Raw genomic sequence first — 25,886 nt, forward strand, 5'->3', positions numbered from 1 at the left:
TGATCGCAGGCGTCGCGGACACGCTTGTGCACGGTGGGCAGCGTGCCCGAAGGTGTCGAGGAACCCGGTCCAGGAATGGACCTCGCACAACAGGTCCGGCAGGTCGATCCTGCGGAGCATCGCCTCCGTGGTGGTCTTCAGCCAGATCAGCGACTCCGGTTCGCCCACCGCGCCGAGCTTGTCCACCACCAGACGGGCCCGTCCCCCGCCCTCCGGCACGACGACCTCCACCTTCGCGTCGGCGCCGGCCTCGGCAAGCCGGTCGGCCATCTGCCTCCACGCCGCGTCCAGGGCGCCGGTGAGCTGGGCCAGGTGCTCTCCCGCGTCCTCGGTCAGGGACAGGACCGCCAGCACCTCCGGGCGCATCGCCTCCCACCGCGGGCCGTCCAGCAGCCGGGCGCGGGTCGGCCCACCGGTTCGACGGGGCGGCGAACACGTCGCGCCGATTCAGGGCACGGCGCAGCTGCTCCAGCACGCACACCACGTACGCGTCCCGGTCCCCCGCCCCCCTGGGGCAGCTTCGCGCCGGAGAACACCGCCAGGCGCCACATCGCCGGTACCAGGTCGGCGTCGACCTCGCGGGGCAGCAGCGGCCGTTCCTTGACCCGGCGGCGTGAGAGCGCGGGCAGGCGGCGCACCGCCTTCAGGATGCGCCGCCCGGCCGGCGCCGCGTCCAGGGCGTCGGACTCGCCCAGCAGGGACAGGAACGGGCGCACGGTGTTGTAGCGCAGGGCCAGCTTGGCGCGCATCGCCGCCTCCGCCGACCCGTCGTCCTCCGGCACCAATGCCTCCACCGCGGCGACCGCGCCTGCCACCGCCGTACGCGGCACCGCTTCCTCCACCGCTGCCCACAGTGCGGCCACGTCCAGGTACGCGTCGTGCTCGGCGACCAGGTCCAGCTCCTGGGTCAGGATCTTCGACGCCTTCGCCAGGATGCGTGCCGCCTTCTCCAGCTGCGGCAGCATCGCCAGCCGCAGCCCGCGTGCTAGCTGACCATGATCAATCTCGGCGACACTTCCTGTAACGCAACTACTCGCACCCGAGGTCATCGGCCCACGACGCCTGCAGCTGGTCCATGAGCGTCCCTTCGCAAGGTATCCATCCAGACGAGCACACCATGAAGACGGCCGTCACGTGAACCGCGTGCCGCGATGTGCCGGGAGCGAGAGCCGGCCCCGCGCACGTGCGAAGAGACGCGAGGCCGACTGTGGACGCCCGTCCTGCCGGGGTCATGATCACCGTACGACGCTCGCGCAACGACCGCAGGTCCTGATCCGCCGTCAGTGGCTGGCTCGCCGGCCGCCCGTGGGCGGCCGGTTCACGTCGACGGCTCGGGGCTTGCCTTCTTGTCACGGTGGAGCGGGGCCGCGGCATCCGATGCCACATCACCCCACACTGCAGTATCGGCCCCTGTTGCCCAGCACCCCTGATTCCGTTGCAGATTGGGCCGATTGGAGGGGCCTGACCAGCCCAATCGATGCATAGTGAGTGGTATAGTTGTCTTGTTGGTCGGCGGTGGCAGTCGGCCAACGAACCGAATCCACATCTCACTCTCCAGGGAGAGCTATGACCACGTCCGAAACGCAGGCCGGTACCTCCACCGCAGCGAAGAAGGAGGAAAAGGAGCCCGTAAAGCCGACCGCGCACTTTGCGGGAACCCACTCGGAGATCCTGGAAGCACTGAATTTCGCTGAGTTCGGAATTGCTCCGAAGGCTCAGCCGCCCGCTCAGCGCGGTGTCCTGATCGAGACCGAGCGCAACCGGGCCACCTTCAACGCCTACGATTTCGACACCGCCGTCTTGGTTTCGGTCCCGGCCGCGACGCCCGCCGAGAAGGGCTCCTCGCTCCTCGACTTCCCGGAGCTGAAGAAGACGCTGTCCGCCATGGTCGCCGGGGAGACCAAGTCCGGCGCCGCCCAGACCCGCGTCTCGCTCGACGGAGACCTGCTGGCCACCGAGCACCTCACGGTGCCCATCACCACGCACGACATCCACGAGTACACCCAGCCGCTGGAGGCCGTGCCCTCTGTAGTCACCGTGGACACGCAGGCCTTCCTGCACCAGCTCAACCGCGTACTGCCCGTCGCGTGCAAGGACGTCACCCTGCCCGCGCTCACCGGCGTCCAGATCGTGCTGGACGGTGAGAAGCTCACCATGGCAGCAACAGACCGCTACCGCTTCGCCGTCGCGGAACTCCACGTGACCGCCACCGTGACGCCACTGCAAAAGTCGCTGACCGCGCTGATCCCTGCCGCCACCCTGGCCGCTCTGGCCAAGCGCCTGAAGGCCCACGACGGCCCGCTGGGCATCGGCATCCTGGAAGGCGACCACGCCGACGGGACGCCCGTGGCCGACTGGCCCATCGCCCGCGCCACGCTGTCGCTGGGCGCTGTCACCGTCACCATGCGCTCGCTGGACGGAAACCTCCCCACGTACCGGACTCTGTTCCCCAAGAGCTACGCCAACGCTGTCCAGCTCGACCGCGCCACGACCGTACGGGCGACGCAGAAGTGCCAGGCGACCCTGAAGGCCAAGGGGCTCAAGAACATCCCTGTGACGTTCGTCTGGGACGCCGACGGTACCCTCACGCTCGCACCCAGGATGGAAACGGCCGAAGACCAGGCCCGCACCAAAGGCATGCCCATCCCGGCAACCCTGGCCTACGGAACCGGAAGCGCTCTTCACGGCGCCACCGCGTCCTTCAACCCGGCCTTCCTCATGGATGCCCTCAACACATTCGACAGCGAGACCGTCACCCTCCACCTCAACGAGCTCTGCGAAGGCGCCGTAATCAAGCCCGTACTGCTCACCGAAGGACCCGACGCGGCCGGGACGGACGGCTACCGCCACCTCCTGATGACCGTGCGGCTGATCTGAGCTGATCCCGGTCCGCAGGCGGGCGCCGGTGTCCGGCCCCGCCCCGACCGGGGCCCGCAGCCCCGAACGAAGCGGCGCGGCCCGCCCGCTCACAGTCGGCCCTGACTGCGACCGGCCAGGAACCGCCGGCCCCCGCCCCGCCGCCCGGCACACAAGACCGCCGACGTACGCACTGCGTACCTGAAGAGCCGCTCGATCGCCGCCCTCGCCCACGACCGCGGCGTCAGCCGCCGCAGCATCCGCCGCGGCGTTGGGGCGTGTCGTTTGACCAGGAAGGCGCCCACCAATACCGTCTCTACCCATCAGGCCAGGGACGGCCTGGAGGCGAGCGGTCCGCCCGGGCGGAGGTGCAGAGCGCCTCAAGGGTGCGATGCCCGGTCCCCCAGCAACGTTATCGGTCTCCGTGCAGGTCACTTACCTCTACGGCTGCCGCCCGGGGGCAGCCGGAGCAGGAATACCGTGCCGCACACGACCGACAAGCGGATCAGGAAAGAACTCGGGCGCCTCCTCTACCTGCCCCAGACGGTTCCGTTGCATGTAGAGGGCACCCGCATCACCCTAGATTCCACGGACCGCGGGCAACTGGCCTTTCAGGCGCTGCTCTTCGAGTGCCTGATGAGCACCCGCAACAGCCCGCATTCGCTCGAACAACCCGGTAAAGCCGCGATGGCCAGCATCAACAGCTACCTCAACTCCATCTGCCTCCGGCCGGACCGCCTGGAGATCCACACCAACACGGCATGCCGCGTCGCCAGCCGTCTCCTGCCCTTCCATCATGACGACCACGGAGTGTGTGGCATCCCGGGCCTGCGGCCCACCAAGGTCAACCGTCGACGGGTACGGCTGGTCCACGAGCCCACGGGAGCCCACCTCGATCTCATCGACTCTGACCGATGGCACGACAGCCGCCTCATGCACGAGCTCATGCGACGGGAGACCAGCTGGCACCAGGACGATGGACGTTCACCCCTGTGGCAGCAGCGCACCCTCACTGAGGAGGAAGCCGCGCACCGTGAAAGCTGGGTGTACACCCCCACCACGCCCCTGCGCAGCGCCCTGCTGATGCGCTCCATGCCACTCTGGTGTCGCTTCGACCTGACACCCGTGTGGGTCGCAGGCCACGCGACGCGCCTGGACAGGCTGACCTGGGCGTCCAACTCTGAGACCGAGCACAGCCACGTCGTTGACCTGTTGACCCGATCCGAGGCACGTATCCCGGGAGCCCGGTACCACCAGCGAACACCCCACTCAGGAGTCCTCGAAGCCGGCGCCGCCCGCGCGCTGCTCATCAGTACCTGACCCGCGGCCGAAGCCGGTCAGGCTCGTGAGGTCTGACCGGCCCAACCCAGCTTGGACGCCCTGCTGAGAGTCAGGAGCGTGGCGGATGGCCGCGCTTCAGTACAGCACGGATGCCGGCGGTGATTGCGAGGAGCAGCAGGCCGGCGCCGGCGCCGCCGAGGAACTCTGGTACGGCTTCACGCACGATCGTCACGCCTGCCTCTCCTCGCGGTCCGCAAGGCAGCGCTTGGTGGCGGTGCGCGCGGCGTGCCGCCTGTCCTGCTCGGCGACCAGCCGTCTGATCTTGCGGCGGACACGTTCACCCGTCGCCTGAGGGTGGTTCGCCCCTGCCACCGCTGCGGCATCGACCCACGTGGCGACTCCCCGGTGCGTCCAGGCGAGAACGACTGCCTTGTCCTTGGAATCCAGCGCCTGGAGCAACGAGATCAGCCGCGGGTTGTCGGTCTCGAAGGTGCCGTCCATGATCGCCTCGGCGACCGAGCTCTCCGCGATGAGGTCGTGCAGGGTGACGTCATTGCCCAGGGGCGTGTCGAGCAGCAGGACGCGGGACCGGTTGGCCCGCCTGCGCCAGATGGGGGTGAGCTGACGATGGATCTCCTGCGCTTCGGCCCGGATGCTCTGGACAGCCGTGATGTCGAGGGCCCTGCCGTCCAAGGCGGGGGCGATTCAGTCGCTGAGGAGCGCGGTGGAAACGGCCTCGCGCCAGCGTCCTCCCTGTCGGAGCACCAGCAGTCGGGAAGCGGCCGAGGTGACGGCCAACGGTGGCGGGTGGTTGTCGGAGTCACGCACGGCTGTCCACAACAGGCCCGCGACGCGCTGAACTCCCTGCTCTGGTTTCGAGCGAAGGACGAGGCTAAGAGCCGGCATGAGCGGCGTGCTCTGCCGGCGGCTGTCGCCCGGCTGGAGAAGGAGTACGTCGACGAGCTCACCGTGCTCGACACTCGCTACCGCGTGGTGCGGGCCGAGGAGTACGCGGCCATCAACGCGCACGGAGCCATCGAATCGCCACGACCGACCGACCCCGAACCTCTCACCCCTGACTGGAGCCCCGGCGCCAGCGCCCGTAGCCGGCAGATCGACGACGACTCAGTCAGCCCTCCACGGAAAGCGCTCGACAAGCCAGACCCCGCGCAAGGCCCGAGAGGCTCACTGGGAGACTGCAACGAGTTAAGGTCTCTTGGGTGGGGGCGGGATATGAACCGAAGACTGTTCGGTCTGGCATGCACGCTGATCCTGGCAGCATCGGCGAGTGTGACCGGCTGCGGCCGATACTCCCCATGCCCGGGGGCGGGCCAGCGGCCGGAGGGACTCAGCACGAAGGACCTGGTCGGCGCCTATCAAAGCGCTGTCGGAAGCTTGACTCTCAGCGACGACGGGACGTTCACCACACTCGGGTGGCCCGCAAGTCTTGAAGAAGCCACCGGTGACCCGCAGAGCAGAACCGGAAGCGGAACTTGGAAGCTGATTCCCGCCGGCGGCTCCGACTGGCCTGTCTCCTTTACCTTCCACAAGATCAGCGGCTACTGGGACAGCGACGTCAACGGTGGGTACTACGGAGACGGTCTTTACGTCAGTGGCAGTCGCAAGAACCCACACCTCTACGGATACGTCGGCGACCCCGACAGCTGTGAACTCGACACCTTCACGCTCAACCGCTGAGACACGCTTCCCACGACCTCTGCCGATGCCCCTGGGCGTCGTTCGCACGTGAGTTAGTCGACGCTCCACAACAGCCAACCTGTGTCGTCCTGCGACGTGTTGCGGCAGGATGGCGGACATGGGACGAGCCTCTCGCCGACGTGCGGAACGCCGATCTGCGGCCCCTGCTGCGCGCCGGGGCGGTCCGGTCGAGCAGCAGTACCTCATCCGTTCGGCCCGCCCAGACGACGACCTCGACGTAGTGCGTGCGCTCCTCGATCCGGTGGGCTTTCTCGACCCCCGCATGCCCGGCGAGATCGTCGACCGGATGCGCACCGGCTTCCGGCTGCCCGAGCAGTTCGGCACCGCCATGCTGCTCGTCGCGCAGGAGGTGCCGGCCGGACCGGTCGTCGCTCTCGCGCATGCCACACCGCCGGTGGAGTGGCTGATGGGGCTCGAGGCGGCCGGTGCCGGGCGGCCTCTCTGCCTGAGGCTGGCGCGGACGCTGGTGGACCTGGAGGCGGTGTCCGTGAGCGACAGCGCCCGCGGCCAGGGCGTGGGGCACCTCCTCGTCGACGAACTGGTCCGTGCCTACACCCGCAAGGGCTACGAGGCGATGCTGGGCGGCATCCACACCCACAAACCGCACCTCGCGCCGTACTACGAAGCCGACGGGTTCAGCGTGCTGCCCCCAGGGGCGCCACTCGACCTGGAGATCCCTATCGGGCGGATCAGGTACCCGGCAGAGCCGTCGATGCGGCACCTGGTGCGCCCGCTCACGCCGCGGGTGTCCTACCGAAATGGCGTCCTTCACGGCTTGCTCACCGGCCGCTGACGGTCCTGGCGCCCCTGCGCTCGGGACCGCCCGGGCATCCTGGTCAGCGTCGTGCGGTGACGAGGTCTCGCCAGCGGGCAGGCACCGCCTCCGCGTCACCAGCCCATTGGACTGACGTCGGCGTGTGGAGGGGGAGGCCGGCCATGTGGTGGGCGATGTCCAGGTAGTAGGCATGGTCACCACCGGCAGTGAGTTCGGCCAGACGGTGGAGCGCCTCGTGGACTTCGGTTTCGTCGCCGCGGACAGCGTGGTGGAACGTGACGGCGAGTTCGAGTAGGAGCGCGGCTGTGGTGATACCGCTGGCGCCGATCTGCGTCCGGAGGTGGTCGGCGTGGCCGGTGAACTCGTCGCCGGCACGGCCGGCGGTGCGGGCGAGGTCGGCGATCTGCGAGGTGAACAGAGTGGCGCGCTGGTCGAGGCTGGCCAGGAGCTGCTCGGCGTACGCCGTCTCGCCTTCTGCGCGAGCGGGGTCGGTGAACGCGAGAGTGAGGGCGAGGTGGGCCTGGGCGATCGCCTGCTCGCCCTTGTTGCCGTGCTGCTCGGCCTCGGTGCGGGCTGCGGTGTACGCGATGGCAGCTGCCGTCATGTTGCCGTGGGCGAAGTGGATGTCGCCGAAGACGCGGTTGCCGCGGCCGGGCCAGCCGAGGGTGTGGGCTGTGGTGAGTGCGGTGGGGAAGTCGCCGGCAGCGCGGGCGAGGTGGGCCAGTCCGCGGGCGGCGTCGGGGGCGTAGCGTCCCCCGGCGGCGGCAACCTGCTGCATGCCGTCGCGCGAGGCGGCGGTGCTTCCGAGGTCGCGGTGCGCCTTGGCCTGGAAGTACCGGGCCATCTCGGTGAGCTCGGCGGGCAGCAGGCCGGTTGCGAGAACGGCGGTGAGGCGTTCGACGGTTCGGGAGCGGTGCTCGTGCTGGCGGCGGGCAAGCGTAGCGAGGAGCTCGGCGAGCGCGTCCGCGGCGGTGGTCGGCCCGTCGACCTCGGGGAGGGGAAGGGGTTCCCAGACATAGTCGTCGGTGTACGCCTGCGCGGCGTCGGTGATCCAGCCGAGGTCGAGGCGGTGGTCACGGGCGAGAGCGAGGCCTTGGCGCAGGCAGCCGACGAGGAGACGCCGGTCGGGGCCGGCTGTCCCTCGCCACTGTTCGCCGAGCGCGTCCAGGGCCCGGGTGGCGGCCGCGCGCCAGTCGGCGTCGGTCCACCGGTCGTCGGTGGCGTCGTCTGCGGTACGCAGCGTGGATCGGATGAGGGCGTGCAGGTTGTATGACCACAGCGCGAAGGGGTCGTGCTGGATGAAGGGGCGCTCGATGAGGCGGGCGGCGGCGGCCTGGTGGGTGAGGCCGGCCGTGCGAGTGGCGAGCTCGAGGTCGAAGGCGTCGAAGAGGCTGACCGAGCGCAGGATGTGCCGCTCGTCGGGTGTCAGGTCGGCGACCGTGCGGGTGATGAGCGCGGGGAAGTCGGCGTCGAAGTCCTCTGGGGCGGGGGTGCGCCCGGCGCGGCGCAGTTCGAGGAAGCGCAGGACGGAGAGGTCGAGGTAGAGGGGCAGGCCGTGGGAGCGGGCGGTGATGATGGCCCGCAGCTCGGGCCCGATCAGGGGCTGGCCGTCCTTGACGAGGCGGCGGGCGAGGTAGTCGTCGCAGTCGTCCGCGCTGAAGTCGCCGATGAGGACCTGCCGCCCACCGGTGGCGGTGCTGGCGGTGCGCGGGGCGGGGACGGCTTGCTCGGCAAGTCCGGGCCAGGCGGAAGGACCGGTGAAGTCGAGCTGCCCTTCGAGGGCGGGGTCGGCCCACTGAAGACGGCCGCGGCCGGTGACGATGAAGAAGGCGCCCGGCATGAGCCACACCAGCCGCTGCAGAAGGCGCTCCAGGTCGCGGTGGGTGCGGGTCCCGGTGTCCTCGAACGTATCGAGAAGGATCACCGGTACCACCTGCTTGTCGGCGGGCATCTGGGCGAGCTCCCAGGCGAGCAGGTGCGGGTAGTACGACAGGGCGTCGACGTCCGGCTCGGCCTCCAGGAGGTCGGCGAGCCGGGCGCAGCCGGCCAGGGCCCGTACGGTCTGACGCCGCTCTCGCAGGGCCTGGGTGAGCGCGCTGGTGAGCTGGCCGACGGCGCCGCCGATGCTGCCGGGCAGCATGAGCGCCTGGGCGACGTCGCCGAGCGCGGCCTGCACTTGCTGCGGCAGCGCCTTGCCGAACCGGCCGGCGAGCCCGCCGCGGGCGAGGTACTCCTCCAGGCTCTCGCCGGGGTGCTGGTGTTCCCAATAGCGGCGCAGCGCGATGTCGAAGGCGGGAAGGGGCCGGCCGTGGTGTGCGGCGAGCGCGAGGCGGATGGTGAGCAGGACGCGCTCGAAGTCGGTGCCGGCGGCGCGGGCGAGGTCGATCCGTACGGGCAGCAGTGCGGGCCGGGCTGGCCAGGCAGGCTCGCCCCACCTCGCGGGACGTCCGTCGGCACCGGCGAGCGCCGCCTCCAGGGTCCGCGACAGCGTTGACTTGCCGATCCCGCCGACTCCGTAGAAGGCGATCACGTTCGTACGGGGAGCCTCCAGGTCCTCCACGTCGAAGCCAGGCGCGGTGACGCGGGCCAGGTGTTCGGCGAGCGCGGTCTGGACGAATTGCCACTGCCCGTGCCGGTCGGTGAACGCCTCGCCGGCCTCCATCTGCCGGTCGTTGGTGCTGAACAGCGCGCGCAGATCCCGCCCCGCCATGACAAACCCCCTGGTGATCGACTTGTGCTCAACCTATGCCCGGTCGCGAGCGGGTGAAGCCGCGTCACCGACAATGGCCGGTCCAGCACTTCAGCACGACTCGAAGGTGGTACCCCGCCATGACCAGCCCCCTCACCCCAGAAGACTCCCAGCCGCTCCACCAGCCCGGCGGCGACGCCACGCAGGCCGAGAACACGGTGAGGAAAGTGATCGCCTGGTACAACGCCCGCCTCGCCGACACCCACCGCTCCGGCGCAGGGGAACCTGAGCAGGTGGCCGCGTGGCGCACCGCCCGGGACCAGGCCGCGGACGATCTTGACCGACTGGAGGACGCCGACGAGGACGAAACCGTGCAGATCGCCCTCGCCTACGCCGCGCGGCTCAAGGAACTCACGGAGTCCTGAACAGGTCGGCGAGGAGGAGCCGGTGGTCCCGCGCGTGCGGCCGAACGCTGCAGCGGGACAAGCTTGGCGGTGAAGGGTCCACAGCTGGGCTCCTGTTGCGCGTGAAGGTCCCCCGCATCTGCAGGGGACCTTCACGATAGGGAGATGACTCAGGCGGGGGACGCCGTGGCCTTCCTCGGGCGGCCCGGGCCGCGCTTGCGGGCCATCAGGCCGATCTCGGTGAACGTGGCGTCGCTGGCGATCTCCTTGAGTTCCGAGTGCTCGGCCGCGATGTGCCGGAGCACGCGGCTGATCGCGGCCTCGTAGCCGGCGCGGGTCGCTCCGGAGGCGCTGGCCCGCCATCGCAGTCCGCGCTCGTCCCACACGGTCTTGGCGAGGGTGCCCTCGAAGAAGACGTGGGAGGAGAACTCGGGGGTGCCCTTCTCCTCGTCGGCCTCGGTGGTTTGCAGGGCATCGCGCTGCCAGGGGAGCTCGGCGAGGGCGTCCACCGTCTTGCGCGGGCAGACCCCAGCCATCCGGGCCGCCGCGATCGTGTTCGCGATGACGTGGAGGCCGGCCGTCGCCGAGTGCAGGTAGCGCGTGCGGAACTCCGAGACGGTCAGGGTGTCGGCGGCAATCTCCCGCCAGCCCGGGATGCGCTCGAAGGCGTAGTCCAGCAGTTCCACGACCTCCGCGCCGACGGCGATGAGAACCAGCTCGCCGGAGATCCCAGTCTCCGTGGCGCGCTTCTTGAAGACGGCGTTCAGGTTAGATTCCCGCGCGTCCGGCGTGCGGTCGCGAACACCGACGCCGGCGATGGCCGCAGCAGCCGAGCGGACCCCCGCAGCCTTGTAGAGGCTGGCGAACTTTGTGTCGCGCCGCTTGTGGGCGGAGTCCGGGAGGTATCCGACCCGTCCCTGGCACAGACGGGAGGTTTTGATCACGTACTGGCCGAGGCGGTTCTGCGCGTTGGCCTTGTCCATCACCGCGACCAGCGACGGGTCGATGGGCTTGGTAGACGCCATCTTGATGAACAGCGTCGACAGGATGTCCGGGTCGCCCTCGAGGAGCATGGTCATCTCCGTGGCGGACCGCTCGATGTATCGGCGCACCACCAGCTCGTCGCCCTCATCGGCGTCCTTCACCAAGGCCCAGACTCGGCCCAGGGCGAACTCGCGGTGCTGACCGTCGACCGACCAGATGGGCGGCGCTCCCTCACGCACGGTCACCTTGACCAGGAACACGCCGGGCATCACCTCGTCGATCTTCTCGATCTCGACGAAGGTCGGGTCCGGGTCCATGCCGATGACGAGCGTGCCCAGGTAGGGACGGTCGGACGAACGGATGCCTTCCGCGATGGCCTTGACCTGCTGCTCGTAGATGCCTCGCTGGCCGGGGCGGCTGTCGTCGTCCAGGTCGTAGTCCTCCCGGCTGAGCAGGTTCTCGAAGTTCCACTGCTCCGCGAGCGAGCGCATGGGCTCAACCCACGTGATCTTGTCGAGCTTGCCGGCTTTCGACATGAACCCGTAGCGCTCGACCTTCACAGGCGGCTTCTCGCCCTTCAGCCTGGCGCGCAACCGCTCGCTGCTCGTCTGGGGGGTCGACTTCGTCAAGGCGATAGCCTCATTCCTGCGGACCTGCGGGTCTGCGTACCGGTCGGCCCGGCGGCATCGAGCTCTGGACAAGCACGCCGCCGGGCCGAACTGCTTTCTGACCTGACCCCCTCACGCTACGTACCGACATCATCACGCGTGGACCTTTTTCAGAAAATGGCCTGGCCTATTTCTCTTTCGGCCCCGCCACAGCACCGACCCCGACGGGTCAGCGCGCGGGCCCCGGGGCGACGAGGGTCCTGACTGGCAGCGGCAGAGTGGCGGTCGCTGGCGGCCAGGGCGCAATGCGCAGCGGCTGCATCCGCGCGGGCATGAGCGGTTGGGCCTGTTCGGCGAGGCTGGCGAGCTCCTCGCGCATCCGCGGCAGCACCCCGCGCAGGGCCCGCTGGACGGTGTGAAAGCGGGCGGCCTCCCGCTCGGTGTAGGGGCGCAGGCTCTCGGCGGTCAGCGCCCACGGCGCCGCGTGGTCGCGTCCGAGGGCCCGGAGGTCGGTGTCGAGCACGGTGACGGCGGCGATGTCCGGGTCGGCGGCCGCGGCTGCCACGATCTCGGCGGCCACCCGAAGGGAACGGGCGTGCGCGGCCTGGGTCGGCAGCGTGGTCATCACGTCGAGCTCCAGGGCGCGGGCATGGCCGATGAACGTGCTCTGCCTGCTGTCGGCCGCCCGGCTGGCGAGGGCGACAACCTCGATCCGGTAGCGGGCACGCGCGAAGCGGGCCGCGCTGAAACGGAAGTCGTCGACCGTGAGGTAGTCGGCCTCAATGGTGGCGTCGCTGCGCTGCTCGCGGACGTACGCCTCGGCCTCGGCCTGCCACTCGTCCGCGTCGGGGCGGACCAGTTCGTCGGCGATGCGGGGGCTGTCGTTGACGAGCTGGAAGTAATCCGGGTGCGCGCCGCGCAAGCTGTCCGGCTCGATGCGCACGGGACGGGGGCGCATCGCCCGGCGTACCATCCGGCCTGCCATCAGCTGCCCGGCCCCGTACTCCCCGACCAGGTAGACGACGAACGGATCCGGACGGAACACGGTACGCCGCAGGGAGGTCGGGGCGATGAGCTCGTCGAACGCCCACCGGTGCTCCTCCGCGCCAAGGCGGTGGTAGCCGGTTCCGGGCGGGCCCGGCAGCGGGTGGGCGATCCGCCGCACCGACTCGGCGGCCGCAGCGGCGCGTTCCGCGTCCCGCGACACCGCGAGCCGAGCGTCGACCGGCAACCGCTCGTCGTGGACGAGCGCCTCGGCGCGCGTCAGTTCCCGGCGGAACACCCGGCTCTGCGGCGCGTCCCACGGGCGTAACTGTTCGGTCCTCGCGACCTCGGCCGCAGCTACTGGCCGGGCCCAGCCGCCCTCGCGGGTGAGCTCGTTGTCGTACAACGGATCCATGCCCCGCCGTACGACGGCCACCCGGTCCGCCAGCTGCTCCGCCTCGATCACGGCCAGCGTCCGCAGTATCCCCACTGTGCACGCGTCCTGGGTCTCCCACGACACGTAACGGAACTCGCCGCTGAGGAAGCGGTCCAGGACGCCGAGCTGGGCCACGGCCTCGGCGGTTGCGACCGACACGACCTCGACCCGGTGGCCCGAGCTCCGGTACGCGACCGACAGGGCGCGGAACTCGGCCTCAGAGGCGAGCGCGGACTCGACGACGGCGTCGAATCCGTGCGCCCGGACATACTCCTCGACCTCGGCCTGCCAGCCGATGCTGTCCGGGCGCACCCTCACTCCGGCGGTGCGGACGTCCGTCTCCAGCAGGGCGGAGTAGTGGCGGTGGACAGCTTTGTAGAGGTCACGGCCGATCCGAACGGCGCCGCCCCGGTGGTCGAGCGCCGCCTGGACCAGATCGGCGACCCCGGTCTTCCCCGCTCCGGGCGGGCCGCTAACCACTACAACGACCGGACGCTGCTGCGTCACAGCGTTCTTCGTGGCCGCCGGGAGGATCAGCCGGTGCAGTGCGTCCTGGTGCTCTTCCTCGCTCAGCACCGCCGCCTCCGTGATCCCGCTCAACGAGCCCTCCCACTTGTTCGTTGCCAGTAGATCTCGCTGCTCTCGATCCGTCGCCCCACGACCAAGGATAGCATTCGTACGCGATTCGTACGCGATTCGTACGCGATTCGTACGCTAAATGTGCGCGCTGTGTGCGCTTCATCGGGTAGGGTCTCCCGCAGGAGGTGTTGCATGTCCGAGTTGTTCGATGCGGTTGACGCCCTGCTCGCGTCCCGCGCTGTCCTGCCGCCGCCGACGGAGCGCAAGCGGCTGCGTGCCGCGCACGGCCTGACGATCGATGAAGTGGCCACCGCACTCGAGGTGCGCCGGGCCACGGTGTCGGGCTGGGAGTCCGGCAAGACGGAGCCCCGCCCGCCCGAGCGCGACGCCTACGCCCGGCTGCTGAGCAAGCTCGCGGAGCTCTACCCTGTGGCCCCGGCCGCGCCCGCCGCCGACGCCAGGATGTCGGCCACGTTCACCGCCGCGCCCGCCCCGGCCGACTCGTCGGCTCTGCCCGCAGGCCCGGCTCCCGAGGCAGCCGCCACGACTGCGCACGAGAACACCGAGGCCCCCGCGCCCGACGCCGCCGCTACCGCACCCCGTCCGGCGCGTACCGCCAGGCCGTCGTCGACGTCGCGTCGTCCCGGTGCACAGAAGGCGGCCCCGGCCGGGACGCCGGCGGGCGGTACCGATCCGCGGTTCGAGAACGGGCCGCTGGCGGTCGTCGATGTCGAGGACGGGCGGGTGATGGCGTACTGCACCGGCGGCCTGGTTCTGGACGTGCCAGCCAAGTCCATCCCGGCCCTGGTCGACTGGACGCTGCGCGAGGCCAGGCTCGGTGCTCCGAAGCTGTCGGGACCGGGCAAGGACGCCGACCCGCTGATCGTGCTCACCGAGGCCGCGTGCGAGCGCTACGGCCTGCCCACCACGCTCACGGAGGAGGAGCGGACCGCCGGGCGGATCCCGGAGGGCCACAAGGTCATCAAGCAGCTTGCGCGCGCGGAGTGGCAGCTGACCAAGCGCGGATTCGGCCCCTGGGCGCGGATCTACCGTCCCGCGACCGGGTCGGAGCGGGCCTGCGTGCAGCTGTGCATCCCGTCGTGGAACGCGCTGGACACCCGATTCTGGGGCACCGCCGGGCAGCTTCCGCCAGCGGAGCTCGCCCGCGTCCTGGGTGTGTACGCCTCGCGGGTGATGACGCCGCGCGGCTCGACCGCAGTGACCGGTCTGGAGCTGATGACAGCCCTGCACCCGCCGACCCGGGCCTCCGCGCCGGACGCCGATGGCAAGCGGCACTCTGAGCACAACCCCGGCAGCCTGGGCAAGGACGCCATCGACCCGCTGAACTTCCCGCCCTGCGAGGTCCCCGACGGCCATCCCGCCCTCAAGGACCTCCCGCGGTTCCACGTCCGCGGCCCGGCGGAGAAGCTGTTCGAGGAGGCGTACGACTGGGCACGTCCGATGACCGATGCGGAGTGCACCCTGCGCCACCTCGTCGGCATTGACGTCAACATGGCCTTCGCCGCCGGCGCCAACGGACTGACCGTCGGCCTCGGCGAGGCGACGCACGTCAAGGCCCCTATGTTCGACCCGAAGCTGCCCGGCTCCTGGCTGGTCGACCTCTCCCACGTCGACCTGTCCCGCGTGAAGGTGGGCAAGGAGTGGGTGAACCTGGACGGTTCGCTGCTGCCCTCCCCGTTCACGCCTAAGGGCGAGCGGCCCGAGGGCCCGGCCTGGTACTCAACGCCCACCGTCGCCTACGCGGCGGAGCTCGGCTACGAGGTGCGCCCCCTCGAGGCGTGGGTTCGGTACGAGACCGGCCGCTACCTGGACGGCTGGTACACCCGGCTCCGTGACGCTTACCTCGCCACGATGGCCGACCTCGGCGTCGACGCCGACCTCGCCCCCGAAGACTTCCTCGCGGCGATGGACGGCTACAAAGACCGTGACCCGGAGCTGGCGATCGTCGTCTCCGCGGTCAAGGCCACAGTCAAGGGCGGTCTGGGCAAGCTCCGCGAGCGCCCCCGGGCCGAGGGCTGGCGGCCGGGCGAACCGTGGCGCGCCCTGTCCCGCCCGACCTGGCGGCCGGACATCCGGGCGGCGGTCATCTCCCGCACCCGCATCAACCTCCACAGGAAGATCGTCAAGCACGCCGCGTTCACCGGCCAGTACCCGATCGCGGTCCTGTCCGACTGCGTCGTCTACGCCGCAAACGGCGAGTCGCCGCTGGACTTCCTGCCCTACCGGGAGGGCAAGCCGCTACCCGGCGGGTTCAAGCTCGGCATCAACCCCGGCCTGGTCAAGCACGAGGGCACCCAGTCCGTCCTGTGGGGCGAGGAAGTCCGCGAGCGGTTCAACGCCCCGGAACTCAACCTCGCCCGCTACATCAAGGACGGCACCGTCACCGACGCCGACAACGGAGAGTAGGAGAGGGCCACGATGAGCCTGTTCGGGGACGGCCTGGAGAAGGCGGTGCAGAAGGCGTTCACCCGCCCGGCGCCCAAGAACGCGGGGCCGCAGATGCGGTACCTCGTCAAGCAGCTCGGCGGCACGAAGGCGGTCGCGCAGATGCTGCGGGTCTCCCAGCGCACCGTCGAGCGGTACGTGAAGGACCAGATCAAGAAGCCCCGCGCCGACCTGGCCGCGCGCCTGGAGCGTGAGGTGAAAGCCCGCTGGCAGCCGCAGATCCGGGCCAAGGCCAGGGCGAGGGCCGCCTCCACAGGCGGCATCGTCATCGACACCCGCGCCCGTATGGGCTACACCGCGCCGATCGGGTCCACGGACCAGGACCGCATCCGGCACCTGACCGTCGCCCTGCCCCCGACCTACGCCGCTCGCCTCTTCGAAGCCCAGGAAGCCGGCGCAAGCGACCAGCAGCTCCAGGAGATCGCCGCGGAAGCCCTGAAGGAGGTGTACTTCCAGGACGGCGGCCGCCGCGCCGGGAGTCTGGAGGAGGTCCGGTTCACGGACATCGAGCACCTCGAGTTCGACCTGTAGGACCCCGGACGCCGAGCGGGCCCGGCCCGTTTGGTGTGACTGAGCGCTTCACTTGGCGAGTGAGCGGTTGAGTTGGCGGACTGAGCGCTCAGCCCTCTACTGGTCGCGGGCCGCGAGACCACGCCGGCGATGTCGAGGCCGTGTGGCCGTCGACGGGTGCGAGGGCAACCCCACTCTCGTCGCAGGTGGCCCGCCCTAGGATTGGGGCCTACCTCCGTCATTGATCGTCATCCAGTCACACCATGCGACCAATGCAGTGAGCGTGCTCGTGCAGTACGCCGTCCTCACAGCCGACGGGTTGGCTAGGGCCCTCGGCTTCGCCGAGCCGTTCAGGTGGATCAAGCCCATCGCAGACGCCGACTGGCCGGCCTTCTTGGTGGCACACCGGCTGGAACCCTTGTGTCGACGACCTGGAAGGGCGCCCCCACTCCATAACTGGGTGAGTGACTGCCGCGCTGCGGACTGACTGCCGCCTGGCAACTACGCGCCGCAGACGGCACCTTAAGCACCTGCGAGTTGAAGCGCCTGGATGCGGATGTGATAATGTCACATTGACGATAACCTTGGTGCCAGGCCTTTGGGATTACAAGGAGCAGCAGTGCGCGCGTTCGTTTCCCACAACCACAAGGACAAGCCTGCCGTTCGCTCCTTCGCCACGAAGCTGCGGTTGGGCGGCGTGGAGATCTGGCTCGATGAGTGGGAACTGCGCCCCGGTGACTCCATTCCTGGCAAAGTCGGAGTCGCCCTGGAGACGGTCGACACCGTGCTCGTCTGCTGGTCCCAGCACGCCAGTACGTCGGAGTGGGTCAAGTCCGAGTTGGAGACTGCGATCATCCGGCGACTGAATGACGGACTCAGGATCGTCCCGGTCCGGCTGGATGACACGCCACTCCCGGCGCTCCTCCGCCCTCTGTACTGCGTCTCCGTGACCGAAGACGACAACCAAACCGCCGTCAACAAGATCTTGGGCGTCGATACCACCGGATTCCTTCAGGGCGTCCAACAGCTCCTGGGCGAGGCGACCATCGAGGCCGTGTCGTTTCACGGAGCCGGCGTATACGTGATCTGCCCCAACTGCGGCGCACCGCCAGCCAAGCTCGAACAGTGGGGTGCGACCGACTACGACCGCGGAGACCACTACGCCGGGGTGCGCTGCACCGAGTGCCGCTGGGAGGAGGGCGGCGAGGTGTAGCAGGTTCGTGCTTGCCGCGACCTAAGGCGCTTCCTTGCTCAACCCGCCAACTGAAGCGCTCAGTCACATTTGGTCCGGGCCCGCTCGGTTTCTGCGGTCAGGGTACGGAAGCGGGCTCCGACTCGTCCGGCGCCGTGATGGTCCGCAGGTACTCGTCCTTCTGCCCGGCCGTGATTTGCTCGATCTTGTACTTCTCCGGCAGCTTCTCGGCGTCCAGGCCCCAGGCGAGCGCTCGCGCCCTCATGCCGTTGTCGCCCGTCAGGACCGTGACCTGGACCGGTGCGATGGACTGCTGGAGTTCGCAGGCCCGGGCCACGATCTCGTCGTCGTTGTTCGGCAGCCGCACGTGCTGGGGCTCGTCGAGGAGCACCTCGATCCGTACCCCGCCGGCGGTCGCCTGGCCCTGGCGCTGCTCCGTGAGGGTCTGCTCCAGCAGGGCGAAGACGCCCCGGGCTCGCCGCCGGATGGTGTCGCTCGTGGCATAGGACTTCTTGTCGATCTCCTCGACGACCACGTGGGGGATGACCACGACCGTGTTCTTGCCGTAGAGCTTGGCCCAGGGGATTTTGTCGTACCGGGAGTGGTGCAGCAGGTCGTTGGTGTCCAGAACCACGGTCCGGCCCTGGTGATGGGCGTGCGCGGCCTTCATCCGGTACAGCTCGTTGCCCAGGTCCATGAAGTACGTGCGCAGCTCGTTGAGCTCGAAGTTCAGCAGCTGGGCGAGCCGGTTCGCTGTGTGGTCGCCGAAGACGACACTGGCGTAGCGCTCGCCGCGCAGCCGGGTCGCTATGGACCGGTCGGCGAAGACCTCCAGCAGTTTCTTGGTCGCCTGGAGCGTCCACTGGTCGTACTGGTTCACCACATGGCGCAGGAGCTGGATCTTCTCGGTGCGTCGTGAAGCGTCTTCTTCGCCTCCGGACGGGAAGAAGTGCGGCACGGAGTTCTGCACGTCGTTCAGGCCCTGATCTGTCACGTTCTTCAGGAGTTCGAGCGCCTCATCACAAGTCCTGCCGGGTCGCAGCAGCATCTGGGTCCTCCTGCCATCAGGGCCGTCGGCGAGCCGTCGGCCAGTTCTGCCCCGCATCGTGCCAGACCGGTCCGACAACCCAGCGAGCCGTCCGCTCGCCCACCTCACAAGGGCCTGGTCACGTAAGCGCGTTCGTGTCGGAAGCCGCTCGCGGACCGGGCACCCCAGCACCGGGGCGCCCGGCCGCGAGCGCCTGGTCGACGAAGACACGGACCAGCTCAAGAGCCTTGGCTGCCGGCACTTCCTCCCTCCACTTCTTGGTCCAGTGCCGGTCGCAGTACAGGTCGAAGACGTGCCCGCTCGAGGTGGTGTCCCAGTGCCGGACATGCGGCTGCACGGGGCAGCTGGCGTGCCGGGCCTCGGCTTCCAGGTGGAGCCCGGCTACCGCGGCGTGGAACCGCGGGGGAAGGACTCGCTCCTCGCGGCAGCGGCTGCATTCCAGCAGGTGCGCCACGACCTCCTCCCGCCGCAGCAGGAGCTCCGGGAGGCCCTTGCCCTCGAAGGTGTTGCAGCTGGCGCAGACCGGGCCGCGGACCAGGTCGTGCCCGTGGCAGTGGTCCCACACCGAGGCCCTGCTCGACTGACACAGTCGGCACAGGTAGTCGTCGGCCCGCAGCTTCCGGGCCCGCATCCGCCCGTACGGCACTCCGCGCAGGTGTCCGGTGTACGCGGTGAACTCCGCCCCCGAGCACGGCGGGCACATCGTCACGTACCCGGTCTTGGTCGGCGTCCTCCAGTCGCTCCAGCGCGGCCCCCGCGCCCGGCACCGCGAGCACACCCGCGCCCGTTCGAGGAGCTTCTCCTCGAGCGCCTCCCACCGGTCCAGAAGGTCGGCGTAGGTGCGGGGCAGCCACCAGCGGCCCTCGCTCCGGGTGAACAGCTCCAGGGGGTAGGTGCCGGCGATCGTAGAAGCGCTTCCAGAGCCGTTTCGCACGGAGACCAACTCCTCCCACGTCAGCTCGCCCGGCAGGCCGTTCTCCCCGATTCGCGCCCAGTCGCTGCGCTCGGTGTACGGCCTGTCCCGGGCCAGCTCCTTGTCCAGGGCCTCGTGGTACATCCAGCCGGCGATCTGGCCACGCCAGTTCGCATGGTTCCAGGCGTCCTCATCCTTGCCGCGGCCCTCGTCGCGCCACCGCTGCCCGGGAAGCACGACCTCGACCAAGTCGTCGTGATCGACGGTCACGGCGGACAGGTCCCGGGCGGCCTGGCGCACGTCGCGTTCGTCGTACCGCCACGGCCCCTTGTTCTTGTATGCGCGCAGGGCGACGTCGCCGACGACGACGTGTCCGTGCCAGCGCAGATGGTGCGACATCGTCTTCAGCAGGGCCTCGGGGCGCAGGGGCAGCGAGGCGTCGCGGGTCTCTTCCGTGAAGATGACGCACGCCAGTTTCGGGCTGATCATGGGCATGCGCGGGAGCGTTGCAGACCCCTCTGACAACACCCCCCACCAATTCGTACACGGCCGCGAAAGACCGATCACACACTCGGACGCGTCCTTGCGGTTGTCCCGGGCGCCGGCATCTCGGCCGAAGCCTCACCACCGGCGCCGTACCCTCCCGCTGCTCCCCGCGGCCCAGGGCTGCCGGCTTATGCCGGCGAAGCCGTCCGGAGGCATCGTCGGCGCCCCTACGATGCGGTGGTGCGGAACACGAAGGCGTTCAAGGAAGCCGTTGCCCAGACGCTCGCGGAGCTGGCCCGCCGGGGGGTGACCCTCGCGCCGGCGACCGTGGAGGACACGATCGAGAAGCAGATCACCACCGTGGCGGAGCGGCTCGGGATCCAGGTGCGCTCCGCCTGGCGGTACTTCGACGCCTCCGTCATGGCCGACCGGCTCGCGCAGAGCGTGGCGTCGTACGAGGAGAGCAGCAGCGAGAAGGACGTCGGGCAGGCCCCGATGCCGCCGCTCGACAACCCGGAGCTCGCCCTGGTCCTGTCCGGGGTGCCGGACTCCCTGGCGCAGACCGGGGGCGACCTGTACGCGGTCATCATCAACGTCGCCGTCAACGCCTGGATGGCCGGCCACATCCACGGCGAGGACGGCTGCACCGGCTGTGACGGCAGCCGCGGCCCGGCCGGACACGACTGGGAAGCGCGGATGCGCACCATCACCGAGCTGCAGCCGAACATCACCAAGTGGTTCGACCGCGACGTGTGGACCCGCGCCGTCAACGACGCGGGCTACACCGTCACCCGCCGCTGACGTCAGCGCGCACGAACCGGCAGGACACCCCCGGCGCGCAGCTGCCGCCCGTGCGGGGTGGCTCGGGCGGGGCTCAGGCCGCTGTCAACAGGCGGCCCTTGTTCCCTAGGCATGAGCGATTACGAGCAGCAGCAGCCAGCCCCGCGCCGCGGCAAGGTCCGGGAGCCCTCGCGCGGGCGGAGCGGCAGGTGTTCACCCGGCCCGCGCCAAAACCCGCAAAGGCTCAGGTGAAATTCCTCCTCACGCGGACGAAGGGCTCGACCAAGGCCCTGGCGGAGCGCCTGGGCGTCTCGCGCCGAACGGTGGAGCGCTACCGCGCCGGGACCCTGACGACCCCGCAGAAGCGCCTGCAAGCCGCCCTGGTGGAGGAGACGGAATCCGAGTGGCAACCCCAGGTCAGAGCACAGGTACGTGAGGCGGCGGTCACCTCCAGAGGGATGATGGTGGACGTGACGGCCTTCTTCGGATTCACGTGCAAGGGCAGCTCGGACGACGGTTGCGAGCGCCAGGTCACCACGGCAATCTCGCCCGCCTACGCGAAGCAGATCCTGGAGCTCCAGGAGGCCAGCGCGACGGAGGAGGACCTGCATCCGATCGTCGCGGAGGCCATCACGGAGTGGTATTTCACCGACTGGGGCACCCGTGCCCATGGTCTGCACGCAGATTTCACACAGGTCTTAAAAATAGAATTCCGATTCTGACCCGGACGAATTCACGACCCGTTAGAACATATCCGACGGGCCGCCGCACAGCGCTCTGGCGGCGGCCCGCTCCCCGAATCCGCACCACGAAGACGAGAGCCGACAATGACCACGCCCTGGCCGCCCCGGCGTACCGCCGGCAGCCCGCTCGCCCCGCGCCCCGCGAGCCGGTCGACCCGGCCCGCATCGGCCGCCGCGCCGTACGGCGCCGGGCGATGGGCATGGATGCCGCCGCCGTCGCGGCGGCCCCCGACGACGCCCGCTTCGACGCGCGCCAAGACTCCCGCCACGAGGACCTAGCCGAGGCGTCCGCGGCCGGGCGGAGCTCGCGGAGTGGGAGCGCCTCGACCAGCTGCTCGCGGCCGCGCCGGCAGGCACCGTCTACGTCCCGGACGCCGACGATGTCGTCCGGGACGAGCTCGCCGCCGAAGCCGCGGCCGCCGCCGACCGCGAGGCCGAGCTACGCGAAGCCGCCCGGGTCGGGGCCCGCGTCGACGAGCTCCAGGCGCTGCGCGCGCTGAACGCCCTGGAGCAGACCGAGCCCCGTGACGGGGACGGAGCCGGGCGCGACGAGCTGACCCGGCGAGCTGACCCGGCGAGCCGGCGGGTACGTCCAGGCCGACGTCGACACCTGGCTCGCCCACGCCCTGGCCGCGCACCGCGGGCACTACCGCGCCCCGGCAGCCCGTGAAGCCGCCGCCGGCCTTCTCGCCCCGCCGGTCCTCGCCCACGCCGCGCTGCTCGCCGAACTTGCCCGCCTGGTCCCCGGCGCCGCCGTCGACGAGCTGGCGTTCGCGGCCCGGCTCGCCACCACCGAGCCCGAAGCCGCCGGTGACCTCGCCGCGTTCCTTCCCCGCTGTCCGGTGACAGCTGACCTGGACGGTGGCGGACGAGTCGGGTCGGCCTGATGCTGTATGCGTGGTCGAAGCAAAGGGGCAAGGCGGGCAGGTCACCTTCGACGGCGAGTACGTGACGATCACCCGTAAGGGGCTCTTGGCCCGTGCGGGTGTGGGCAAGGGTGAGAAACGCATCCACATCTCGCAGATCAGCGCAGTTCAGTGGAAACAGCCTGGCTCACTGGTCAACGGGTTCATCCAGTTCACCCTCCCCGGAGGCAATGAGCGACGCTCCCGCTTCGGCAGCCAGAGCGCCGACGCGGCCAATGACGAGAACAGCGTGATGGTCACCAAGCGGCAGGCCCCGGCTTTCGAGGAACTCCGCGCAGCGATCAACGAAGCAATCGCACAGCGGCATCAGCCAGCCGCTTCCACGGCCTCATCTGTAGCGGATGAACTCTTGAAACTGCACCAGCTCCTCGGGGCCGGCGCTATCAGCATCGCCGACTACGAAGCGGCCAAGGCCAAGCTGCTCAACCCCTAAGACGCCGTCGGAGTAGAAGCACCAGGTGAGCTTCCTTGGCGGCCAGGCCCAGCAGGAGGCGCAGAAGCGAACGCTGGCCATGCCCCCACACTGCTCGCCCATCGCCACTCTGGCGTATGCCCGCGGTCCAGTCTCAGCGGCAATCGATCCATATCCGCTGTCACCGGCCACCCCGCCCCGAGGACTGCTGCCGAGTGGGCGCGCCCCGTACGGAACGTAACCGTTGCGATCCGTCCCGGGCGGGCCGACGGGTGCGGAAGAATCCCCAAGGTGACGAAGCATGAGTACGAGGTCGTGGCACGGTGCACCGACCCGTCCCACCCCGGCTCCACCAGCCTGACCTACACCACCCACGCCGCCTCGATCGTGGAGGCCACGGCGAAGGTCCAGAAGCTGCGCATCGACAAGATGACCCCGGGCCTCTACCGCATCACGCAGGTCACGGAGCGCGAGCCGGAGTGCACCTGCGCGGTTCCCGGCCGCGGAGGGAAGTGTGCCGGCGAACCCTGGTGCGCCAAGGTCGAAGGAGCCGCGGCCGCGAGCCCAGTGCCCGACTGAGCTGAGCGGTCCCACGGCCGCCGTGCGGCCGATACCGCGGTGACACACGTCCGTTCGCGCCCTGGAGGCCCCTCGATGCCGGTTTACCTGGTGCTACCACCCCGCGTCGCCGTACGCCGCTGACCTGCTCTTTTCTCTTGGAGGGGAGGTGTACTGCTCCGGGCGCGAGAACGGCGCTGCACCTGGGGTGCAGCGCCGTGTTGCACGGCCGGGCGGGCGGCCGGGTCAGTGGACGCGCTTGAGGCGGGTCGTCTTGGTGATGGGCGTGACGTTGCCCTTGGCCTTGGCTTCGGCCTTGCGGGCCTTCTCGTCCAGGTGGAGTTGGAAGCGGCGCTCGTACTCGTCTTCGAAGTCGCCGGTGTCCAGTCGCATGTCCTGGGGCAGCGCCTTGACGGCTCGCTGCTGCTCGCGGGGGTCGTTGAACGCGGCGATCATCGGGTGGAGCTGAAAGCGCCCACGGCGGACCACGGTGACGAGCCGGGCGGCGACCAGGTGCGGCATGGCGCGGCTGATCATGCCGCGCTCCATCGCGAGGCCGGCCGCGAGTTCGTCGTGGGTGGCGGCGACCAGGCCGCCGTGCTCCTGCTCGGTCATCATGTGCAGCAGCAGGGTGTAGGCGGTGGGAGGCAGCCGCGGCACGTACGCGAGACCGTTGAAGCTGCCCCACAGCACGTTGCGGCGCGGAACCCATTCCTCGGCAGCGGACGTCATGATGTGGCCTTCCCTTCCCCATCCGACTCCTTGCGCACTTCCAGTTTCGCGCCGGGAGCGGCCATCGCCCGGAACGCTTCGGGTGCGTCCGGGTCCTCCATGATCTCGCGCAGCAGGTCCAGCTGCTCCACCCTGTCGCTGATACCCGTCTTGGAGCGCTTCTTCTCGCCCTTCTGCGGCTCCCTGAGCCCGCCCCTGAGCGACGCGGCCGGGTTGAGCTGGTAGAGGCCCCGCTGGAGCCTGCGCAGTGCGCCGTCGGCCTCCAGGACGCTGAAGACGCGGCTGATGTGAGACCGGCTGTACCCGAGGGCCTCGGCAACGTCATCGTGCTTGGCCTCGATCAGCCCGCCGGGCTTCTGCGAGCCCATCAGGTGGAACAGCACCACGAGTACGAACCGGTCGGCGTCGTAACGGACCGCAGCCCAGCGCATGAACTCCAGGCTGTCCATCGAGAACGCCTCGCCGATGAACCCCGTGCTGGAGCCGACGGGGAAGACCTGGGCAGCGTGGCCGGCGGGCAGCTCGATGGTGGAGCCGGAGGACCGGTTGTAGGCGGTGGGCGGCGGCTTCGGGCGCCGCCGACGACGGGACGGGGCACCGGGCAGCTTCGGCGCTGCGCTGCCGTCCAGGGGCCCTGAGCTCATAGGGTCGCTGCCTCCTTGATCGTCGTGGTGTCAGAACCATAGCGGGGAACCGTGGCAGTAGTGCCACCAAAACGCGGCAGCGCCGACACGAAAGTCACCCGTACGTCAGCCCTGGACTGACCTCCGCTCCGGGATCGAGTCCGAGCCTCCCGCCGACGCACCCCAGATCGTTTCGTGGCAGTAATGCCACGAAACGATGTTGTTCGGTCAGGACCAGCTGACGTCGCGACCGAGATATGTCAGTCCAGGGCTGACATATCTTCCTCAACTCGACTCGCTGACCTGCGGAAACGCGCGGCTCTTGCCTCTAGAGCGTGCGCGCGCGTGATACCGGGTCTCCCCACCGTTATCAAGCACCGACACGCCGTGGGGTCGACCCCATCAGCAGCAGCATCGGACTCCCGCCGACCGCACCCCGTCGTGGCGCGCGTGGCTTCGCGTGCGGCTCCGTCGGCCCGCTGCGGGTCGTGGACGGCAGCAGCGGCTCTGAGTCTCGGGTGGTACCGGCCGTGACGCTCAAAGGCACGGAAGCACGGCTGATGCCGGGGGCGGTTTCGCCGCCCGGCCCTGGCGGGCCATTCGGCTCCGGTACCTCCGCACGCCGGAGTTCAGGCTTTCCACTATCTGAGGTACCGTTCTGTGGCTCGGGTCCGCAGTTTCCCAATTCCTTATTCCTCGCGCAAGTAGGGGAACCGAATTCGAGCGCTGACCTTGCATCAAAAGCCGCGCCCCCTCCGGGTGGTGGGGGGTGTCCCGCGTTTCCGCCAACGGTACATGCTGCATCAGACTGATGGCGCGCGGTACACTGGAATCCACACGAACGAGCGACCCCCACCCCCTCGTAGTCAGCCCGGCCCGCGCCAGCGGGCCCAACGGTTCTGGAGGCGCAGCCGGAAGGACCGTCAGGCGGGGGAGCGCAGCGGACCCGCCGGGAGCGCCCCGCGCTCCCTCCAACTCCCATACTGGAGGCCCCACTAGCCGCACCGTCAGACCCCGAGCGGCCCGGCCGCGCATCGCGCGGCCCGCCGGGCGCGCAGCGGCCGGCCCCACTGCCTCCTGGAGCGCAGCGGAGGGAGGCGCCCGTGCTCCGCACGGGCCAGCGGGAGCGCAGCGACCGCTTCGCTTGCACATCGCGCAGCGATGTGGTACCCGCTCCGCGGG

General features: G+C 69.7%; 22 protein-coding genes and 1 pseudogene. 12 read left to right on the forward strand and 11 right to left on the reverse strand.

Annotation, left to right across the window (positions count from 1 at the left end):
• Positions 1-42 precede the first annotated feature (42 nt).
• Positions 43-974 (reverse strand): annotated as a pseudogene (locus ACIP84_RS35590) (Tn3 family transposase); the annotation flags it as partial.
• 592 nt (positions 975-1,566) lie between these two features.
• Here ACIP84_RS35590 and ACIP84_RS35595 point away from each other — a divergent pair.
• Together ACIP84_RS35595 and ACIP84_RS35600 are read left to right on the forward strand one after the other, a co-directional pair.
• The gene (locus ACIP84_RS35595; RefSeq protein WP_401803859.1) at positions 1,567-2,877 is read left to right on the forward strand and encodes a hypothetical protein; all 1,311 of its coding nucleotides are present in this window, start codon (positions 1,567-1,569) and stop codon (positions 2,875-2,877) included.
• Between the two features lie 459 nt (positions 2,878-3,336).
• The gene (locus ACIP84_RS35600; protein ID WP_401803861.1) at positions 3,337-4,176 is read left to right on the forward strand and encodes a hypothetical protein; all 840 of its coding nucleotides are present in this window, start codon (positions 3,337-3,339) and stop codon (positions 4,174-4,176) included.
• A 70-nt stretch (positions 4,177-4,246) separates the two neighbouring features.
• Here ACIP84_RS35600 and ACIP84_RS35605 read toward each other — a convergent pair whose 3' ends face one another.
• Together ACIP84_RS35605 and ACIP84_RS35610 are read right to left on the reverse strand one after the other, a co-directional pair.
• The gene (locus tag ACIP84_RS35605) at positions 4,247-4,369 is read right to left on the reverse strand and encodes a hypothetical protein (RefSeq protein ID WP_401803864.1); all 123 of its coding nucleotides are present in this window, start codon (positions 4,367-4,369) and stop codon (positions 4,247-4,249) included.
• Entirely contained in the window at positions 4,366-4,830 is a 465-nt protein-coding gene (locus ACIP84_RS35610) for a hypothetical protein (RefSeq protein ID WP_401803867.1), read from the reverse strand. Before ACIP84_RS35610 ends, ACIP84_RS35605 begins: the two co-directional genes overlap by 4 nt.
• 114 nt (positions 4,831-4,944) lie before the next feature.
• Here ACIP84_RS35610 and ACIP84_RS35615 point away from each other — a divergent pair, with 114 nt between their 5' ends.
• Together ACIP84_RS35615 and ACIP84_RS35620 are read left to right on the forward strand one after the other, a co-directional pair.
• Positions 4,945-5,835, forward strand: a complete 891-nt coding sequence (locus ACIP84_RS35615; protein ID WP_401803869.1) for a DUF5954 family protein — start codon at positions 4,945-4,947, stop codon at positions 5,833-5,835.
• Positions 5,836-6,076: 241 nt separating this feature from the next.
• Positions 6,077-6,649, forward strand: coding sequence for a GNAT family N-acetyltransferase (locus tag ACIP84_RS35620; protein ID WP_401803871.1), 573 nt, complete (start codon positions 6,077-6,079; stop codon positions 6,647-6,649).
• 43 nt (positions 6,650-6,692) lie between these two features.
• On the opposite strand, the gene ACIP84_RS35625 is transcribed toward ACIP84_RS35620, so the two are convergent.
• Positions 6,693-9,341, reverse strand: coding sequence for an ATP/GTP-binding protein (locus ACIP84_RS35625; RefSeq protein ID WP_401803872.1), 2,649 nt, complete (start codon positions 9,339-9,341; stop codon positions 6,693-6,695).
• Between the two features lie 119 nt (positions 9,342-9,460).
• On the opposite strand from ACIP84_RS35625, the gene ACIP84_RS35630 reads away from it, so the two are divergent.
• Positions 9,461-9,745: a hypothetical protein gene (locus ACIP84_RS35630; protein WP_401803874.1), complete on the forward strand. Its 285-nt coding sequence runs from the start codon at positions 9,461-9,463 to the stop codon at positions 9,743-9,745.
• A gap of 149 nt (positions 9,746-9,894) precedes the next feature.
• On the opposite strand, the gene ACIP84_RS35635 is transcribed toward ACIP84_RS35630, so the two are convergent.
• Complete coding sequence (locus ACIP84_RS35635) at positions 9,895-11,337, reverse strand: DNA sulfur modification protein DndB (RefSeq protein ID WP_401803877.1); 1,443 nt, start codon at positions 11,335-11,337, stop codon at positions 9,895-9,897.
• Positions 11,338-11,545: 208 nt separating this feature from the next.
• Positions 11,546-13,336, reverse strand: coding sequence for a zeta toxin family protein (locus ACIP84_RS35640; RefSeq protein ID WP_401803880.1), 1,791 nt, complete (start codon positions 13,334-13,336; stop codon positions 11,546-11,548).
• A gap of 171 nt (positions 13,337-13,507) precedes the next feature.
• On the opposite strand from ACIP84_RS35640, the gene tap reads away from it, so the two are divergent.
• The 3 genes from tap (at position 13,508) to ACIP84_RS35655 (ending at position 17,504) form a co-directional block, all read left to right on the forward strand.
• Positions 13,508-15,742, forward strand: a complete 2,235-nt coding sequence (tap, locus tag ACIP84_RS35645; protein ID WP_401803883.1) for a telomere-associated protein Tap — start codon at positions 13,508-13,510, stop codon at positions 15,740-15,742.
• Between the two features lie 12 nt (positions 15,743-15,754).
• On the forward strand, positions 15,755-16,312 hold the full coding sequence (tpg, locus tag ACIP84_RS35650; RefSeq protein ID WP_401803885.1) for a telomere-protecting terminal protein Tpg: 558 nt from the start codon (positions 15,755-15,757) through the stop codon (positions 16,310-16,312).
• 598 nt (positions 16,313-16,910) lie between these two features.
• Positions 16,911-17,504 carry a toll/interleukin-1 receptor domain-containing protein gene (locus ACIP84_RS35655; protein WP_401803887.1) on the forward strand — a complete coding sequence of 198 codons (594 nt, stop codon included), beginning with the start codon at positions 16,911-16,913 and terminating at the stop codon, positions 17,502-17,504.
• Between the two features lie 97 nt (positions 17,505-17,601).
• Here the strand turns inward: ACIP84_RS35655 and ACIP84_RS35660 are convergent, their stop codons facing one another.
• Both ACIP84_RS35660 and ACIP84_RS35665 read right to left on the reverse strand, forming a co-directional pair.
• Positions 17,602-18,531 (reverse strand): PIN domain-containing protein, encoded by a 930-nt coding sequence (locus ACIP84_RS35660; RefSeq protein ID WP_401803890.1) that lies wholly within the window; start codon positions 18,529-18,531, stop codon positions 17,602-17,604.
• Between the two features lie 118 nt (positions 18,532-18,649).
• On the reverse strand, positions 18,650-19,939 hold the full coding sequence (locus tag ACIP84_RS35665) for an endonuclease domain-containing protein (RefSeq protein ID WP_401803891.1): 1,290 nt from the start codon (positions 19,937-19,939) through the stop codon (positions 18,650-18,652).
• A 231-nt stretch (positions 19,940-20,170) separates the two neighbouring features.
• Between ACIP84_RS35665 and ACIP84_RS35670 the strand changes: the two genes are divergently transcribed.
• Both ACIP84_RS35670 and tpg (ACIP84_RS35675) read left to right on the forward strand, forming a co-directional pair.
• Complete coding sequence (locus tag ACIP84_RS35670) at positions 20,171-20,731, forward strand: hypothetical protein (RefSeq protein WP_401803893.1); 561 nt, start codon at positions 20,171-20,173, stop codon at positions 20,729-20,731.
• A gap of 188 nt (positions 20,732-20,919) precedes the next feature.
• Positions 20,920-21,432 (forward strand): telomere-protecting terminal protein Tpg, encoded by a 513-nt coding sequence (gene tpg / locus ACIP84_RS35675; protein ID WP_401803895.1) that lies wholly within the window; start codon positions 20,920-20,922, stop codon positions 21,430-21,432.
• Positions 21,433-21,892: 460 nt separating this feature from the next.
• On the opposite strand, the gene ACIP84_RS35680 is transcribed toward tpg (ACIP84_RS35675), so the two are convergent.
• On the reverse strand, positions 21,893-22,063 hold the full coding sequence (locus tag ACIP84_RS35680) for a hypothetical protein (protein WP_401803897.1): 171 nt from the start codon (positions 22,061-22,063) through the stop codon (positions 21,893-21,895).
• A 287-nt stretch (positions 22,064-22,350) separates the two neighbouring features.
• Here ACIP84_RS35680 and ACIP84_RS35685 point away from each other — a divergent pair, with 287 nt between their 5' ends.
• Together ACIP84_RS35685 and ACIP84_RS35690 are read left to right on the forward strand one after the other, a co-directional pair.
• On the forward strand, positions 22,351-22,812 hold the full coding sequence (locus tag ACIP84_RS35685) for a DUF4429 domain-containing protein (RefSeq protein WP_401803899.1): 462 nt from the start codon (positions 22,351-22,353) through the stop codon (positions 22,810-22,812).
• A gap of 270 nt (positions 22,813-23,082) precedes the next feature.
• Positions 23,083-23,370 (forward strand): hypothetical protein, encoded by a 288-nt coding sequence (locus ACIP84_RS35690; protein WP_401803902.1) that lies wholly within the window; start codon positions 23,083-23,085, stop codon positions 23,368-23,370.
• 225 nt (positions 23,371-23,595) lie between these two features.
• Here ACIP84_RS35690 and ACIP84_RS35695 read toward each other — a convergent pair whose 3' ends face one another.
• Both ACIP84_RS35695 and ACIP84_RS35700 read right to left on the reverse strand, forming a co-directional pair.
• Positions 23,596-24,081 (reverse strand): hypothetical protein, encoded by a 486-nt coding sequence (locus tag ACIP84_RS35695; protein WP_401803905.1) that lies wholly within the window; start codon positions 24,079-24,081, stop codon positions 23,596-23,598.
• Positions 24,078-24,725: a type IV toxin-antitoxin system AbiEi family antitoxin domain-containing protein gene (locus ACIP84_RS35700; protein ID WP_401803907.1), complete on the reverse strand. Its 648-nt coding sequence runs from the start codon at positions 24,723-24,725 to the stop codon at positions 24,078-24,080. Before ACIP84_RS35700 ends, ACIP84_RS35695 begins: the two co-directional genes overlap by 4 nt.
• Positions 24,726-25,886 lie beyond the last annotated feature (1,161 nt).

Origin of the sequence: Streptomyces sp. NPDC088707, assembly GCF_044752725.1 — a bacterium.
Lineage (GTDB): Bacteria > Actinomycetota > Actinomycetes > Streptomycetales > Streptomycetaceae > Streptomyces.

Coding starts and splice junctions, on each gene's coding strand:
- ACIP84_RS35695 (WP_401803905.1), bottom strand. CDS start 24,081: ATGACGTCCGCTGCCGAGGAATGGGTTCCGCGCCGCAACGTGCTGTGG.
- ACIP84_RS35700 (WP_401803907.1), bottom strand. CDS start 24,725: ATGAGCTCAGGGCCCCTGGACGGCAGCGCAGCGCCGAAGCTGCCCGGT.
- ACIP84_RS35660 (WP_401803890.1), bottom strand. CDS start 18,531: ATGCTGCTGCGACCCGGCAGGACTTGTGATGAGGCGCTCGAACTCCTG.
- ACIP84_RS35665 (WP_401803891.1), bottom strand. CDS start 19,939: ATGCCCATGATCAGCCCGAAACTGGCGTGCGTCATCTTCACGGAAGAG.
- ACIP84_RS35630 (WP_401803874.1), top strand. CDS start 9,461: ATGACCAGCCCCCTCACCCCAGAAGACTCCCAGCCGCTCCACCAGCCC.
- ACIP84_RS35625 (WP_401803872.1), bottom strand. CDS start 9,341: ATGGCGGGGCGGGATCTGCGCGCGCTGTTCAGCACCAACGACCGGCAG.
- tap (WP_401803883.1), top strand. CDS start 13,508: ATGTCCGAGTTGTTCGATGCGGTTGACGCCCTGCTCGCGTCCCGCGCT.
- ACIP84_RS35595 (WP_401803859.1), top strand. CDS start 1,567: ATGACCACGTCCGAAACGCAGGCCGGTACCTCCACCGCAGCGAAGAAG.
- tpg (WP_401803885.1), top strand. CDS start 15,755: ATGAGCCTGTTCGGGGACGGCCTGGAGAAGGCGGTGCAGAAGGCGTTC.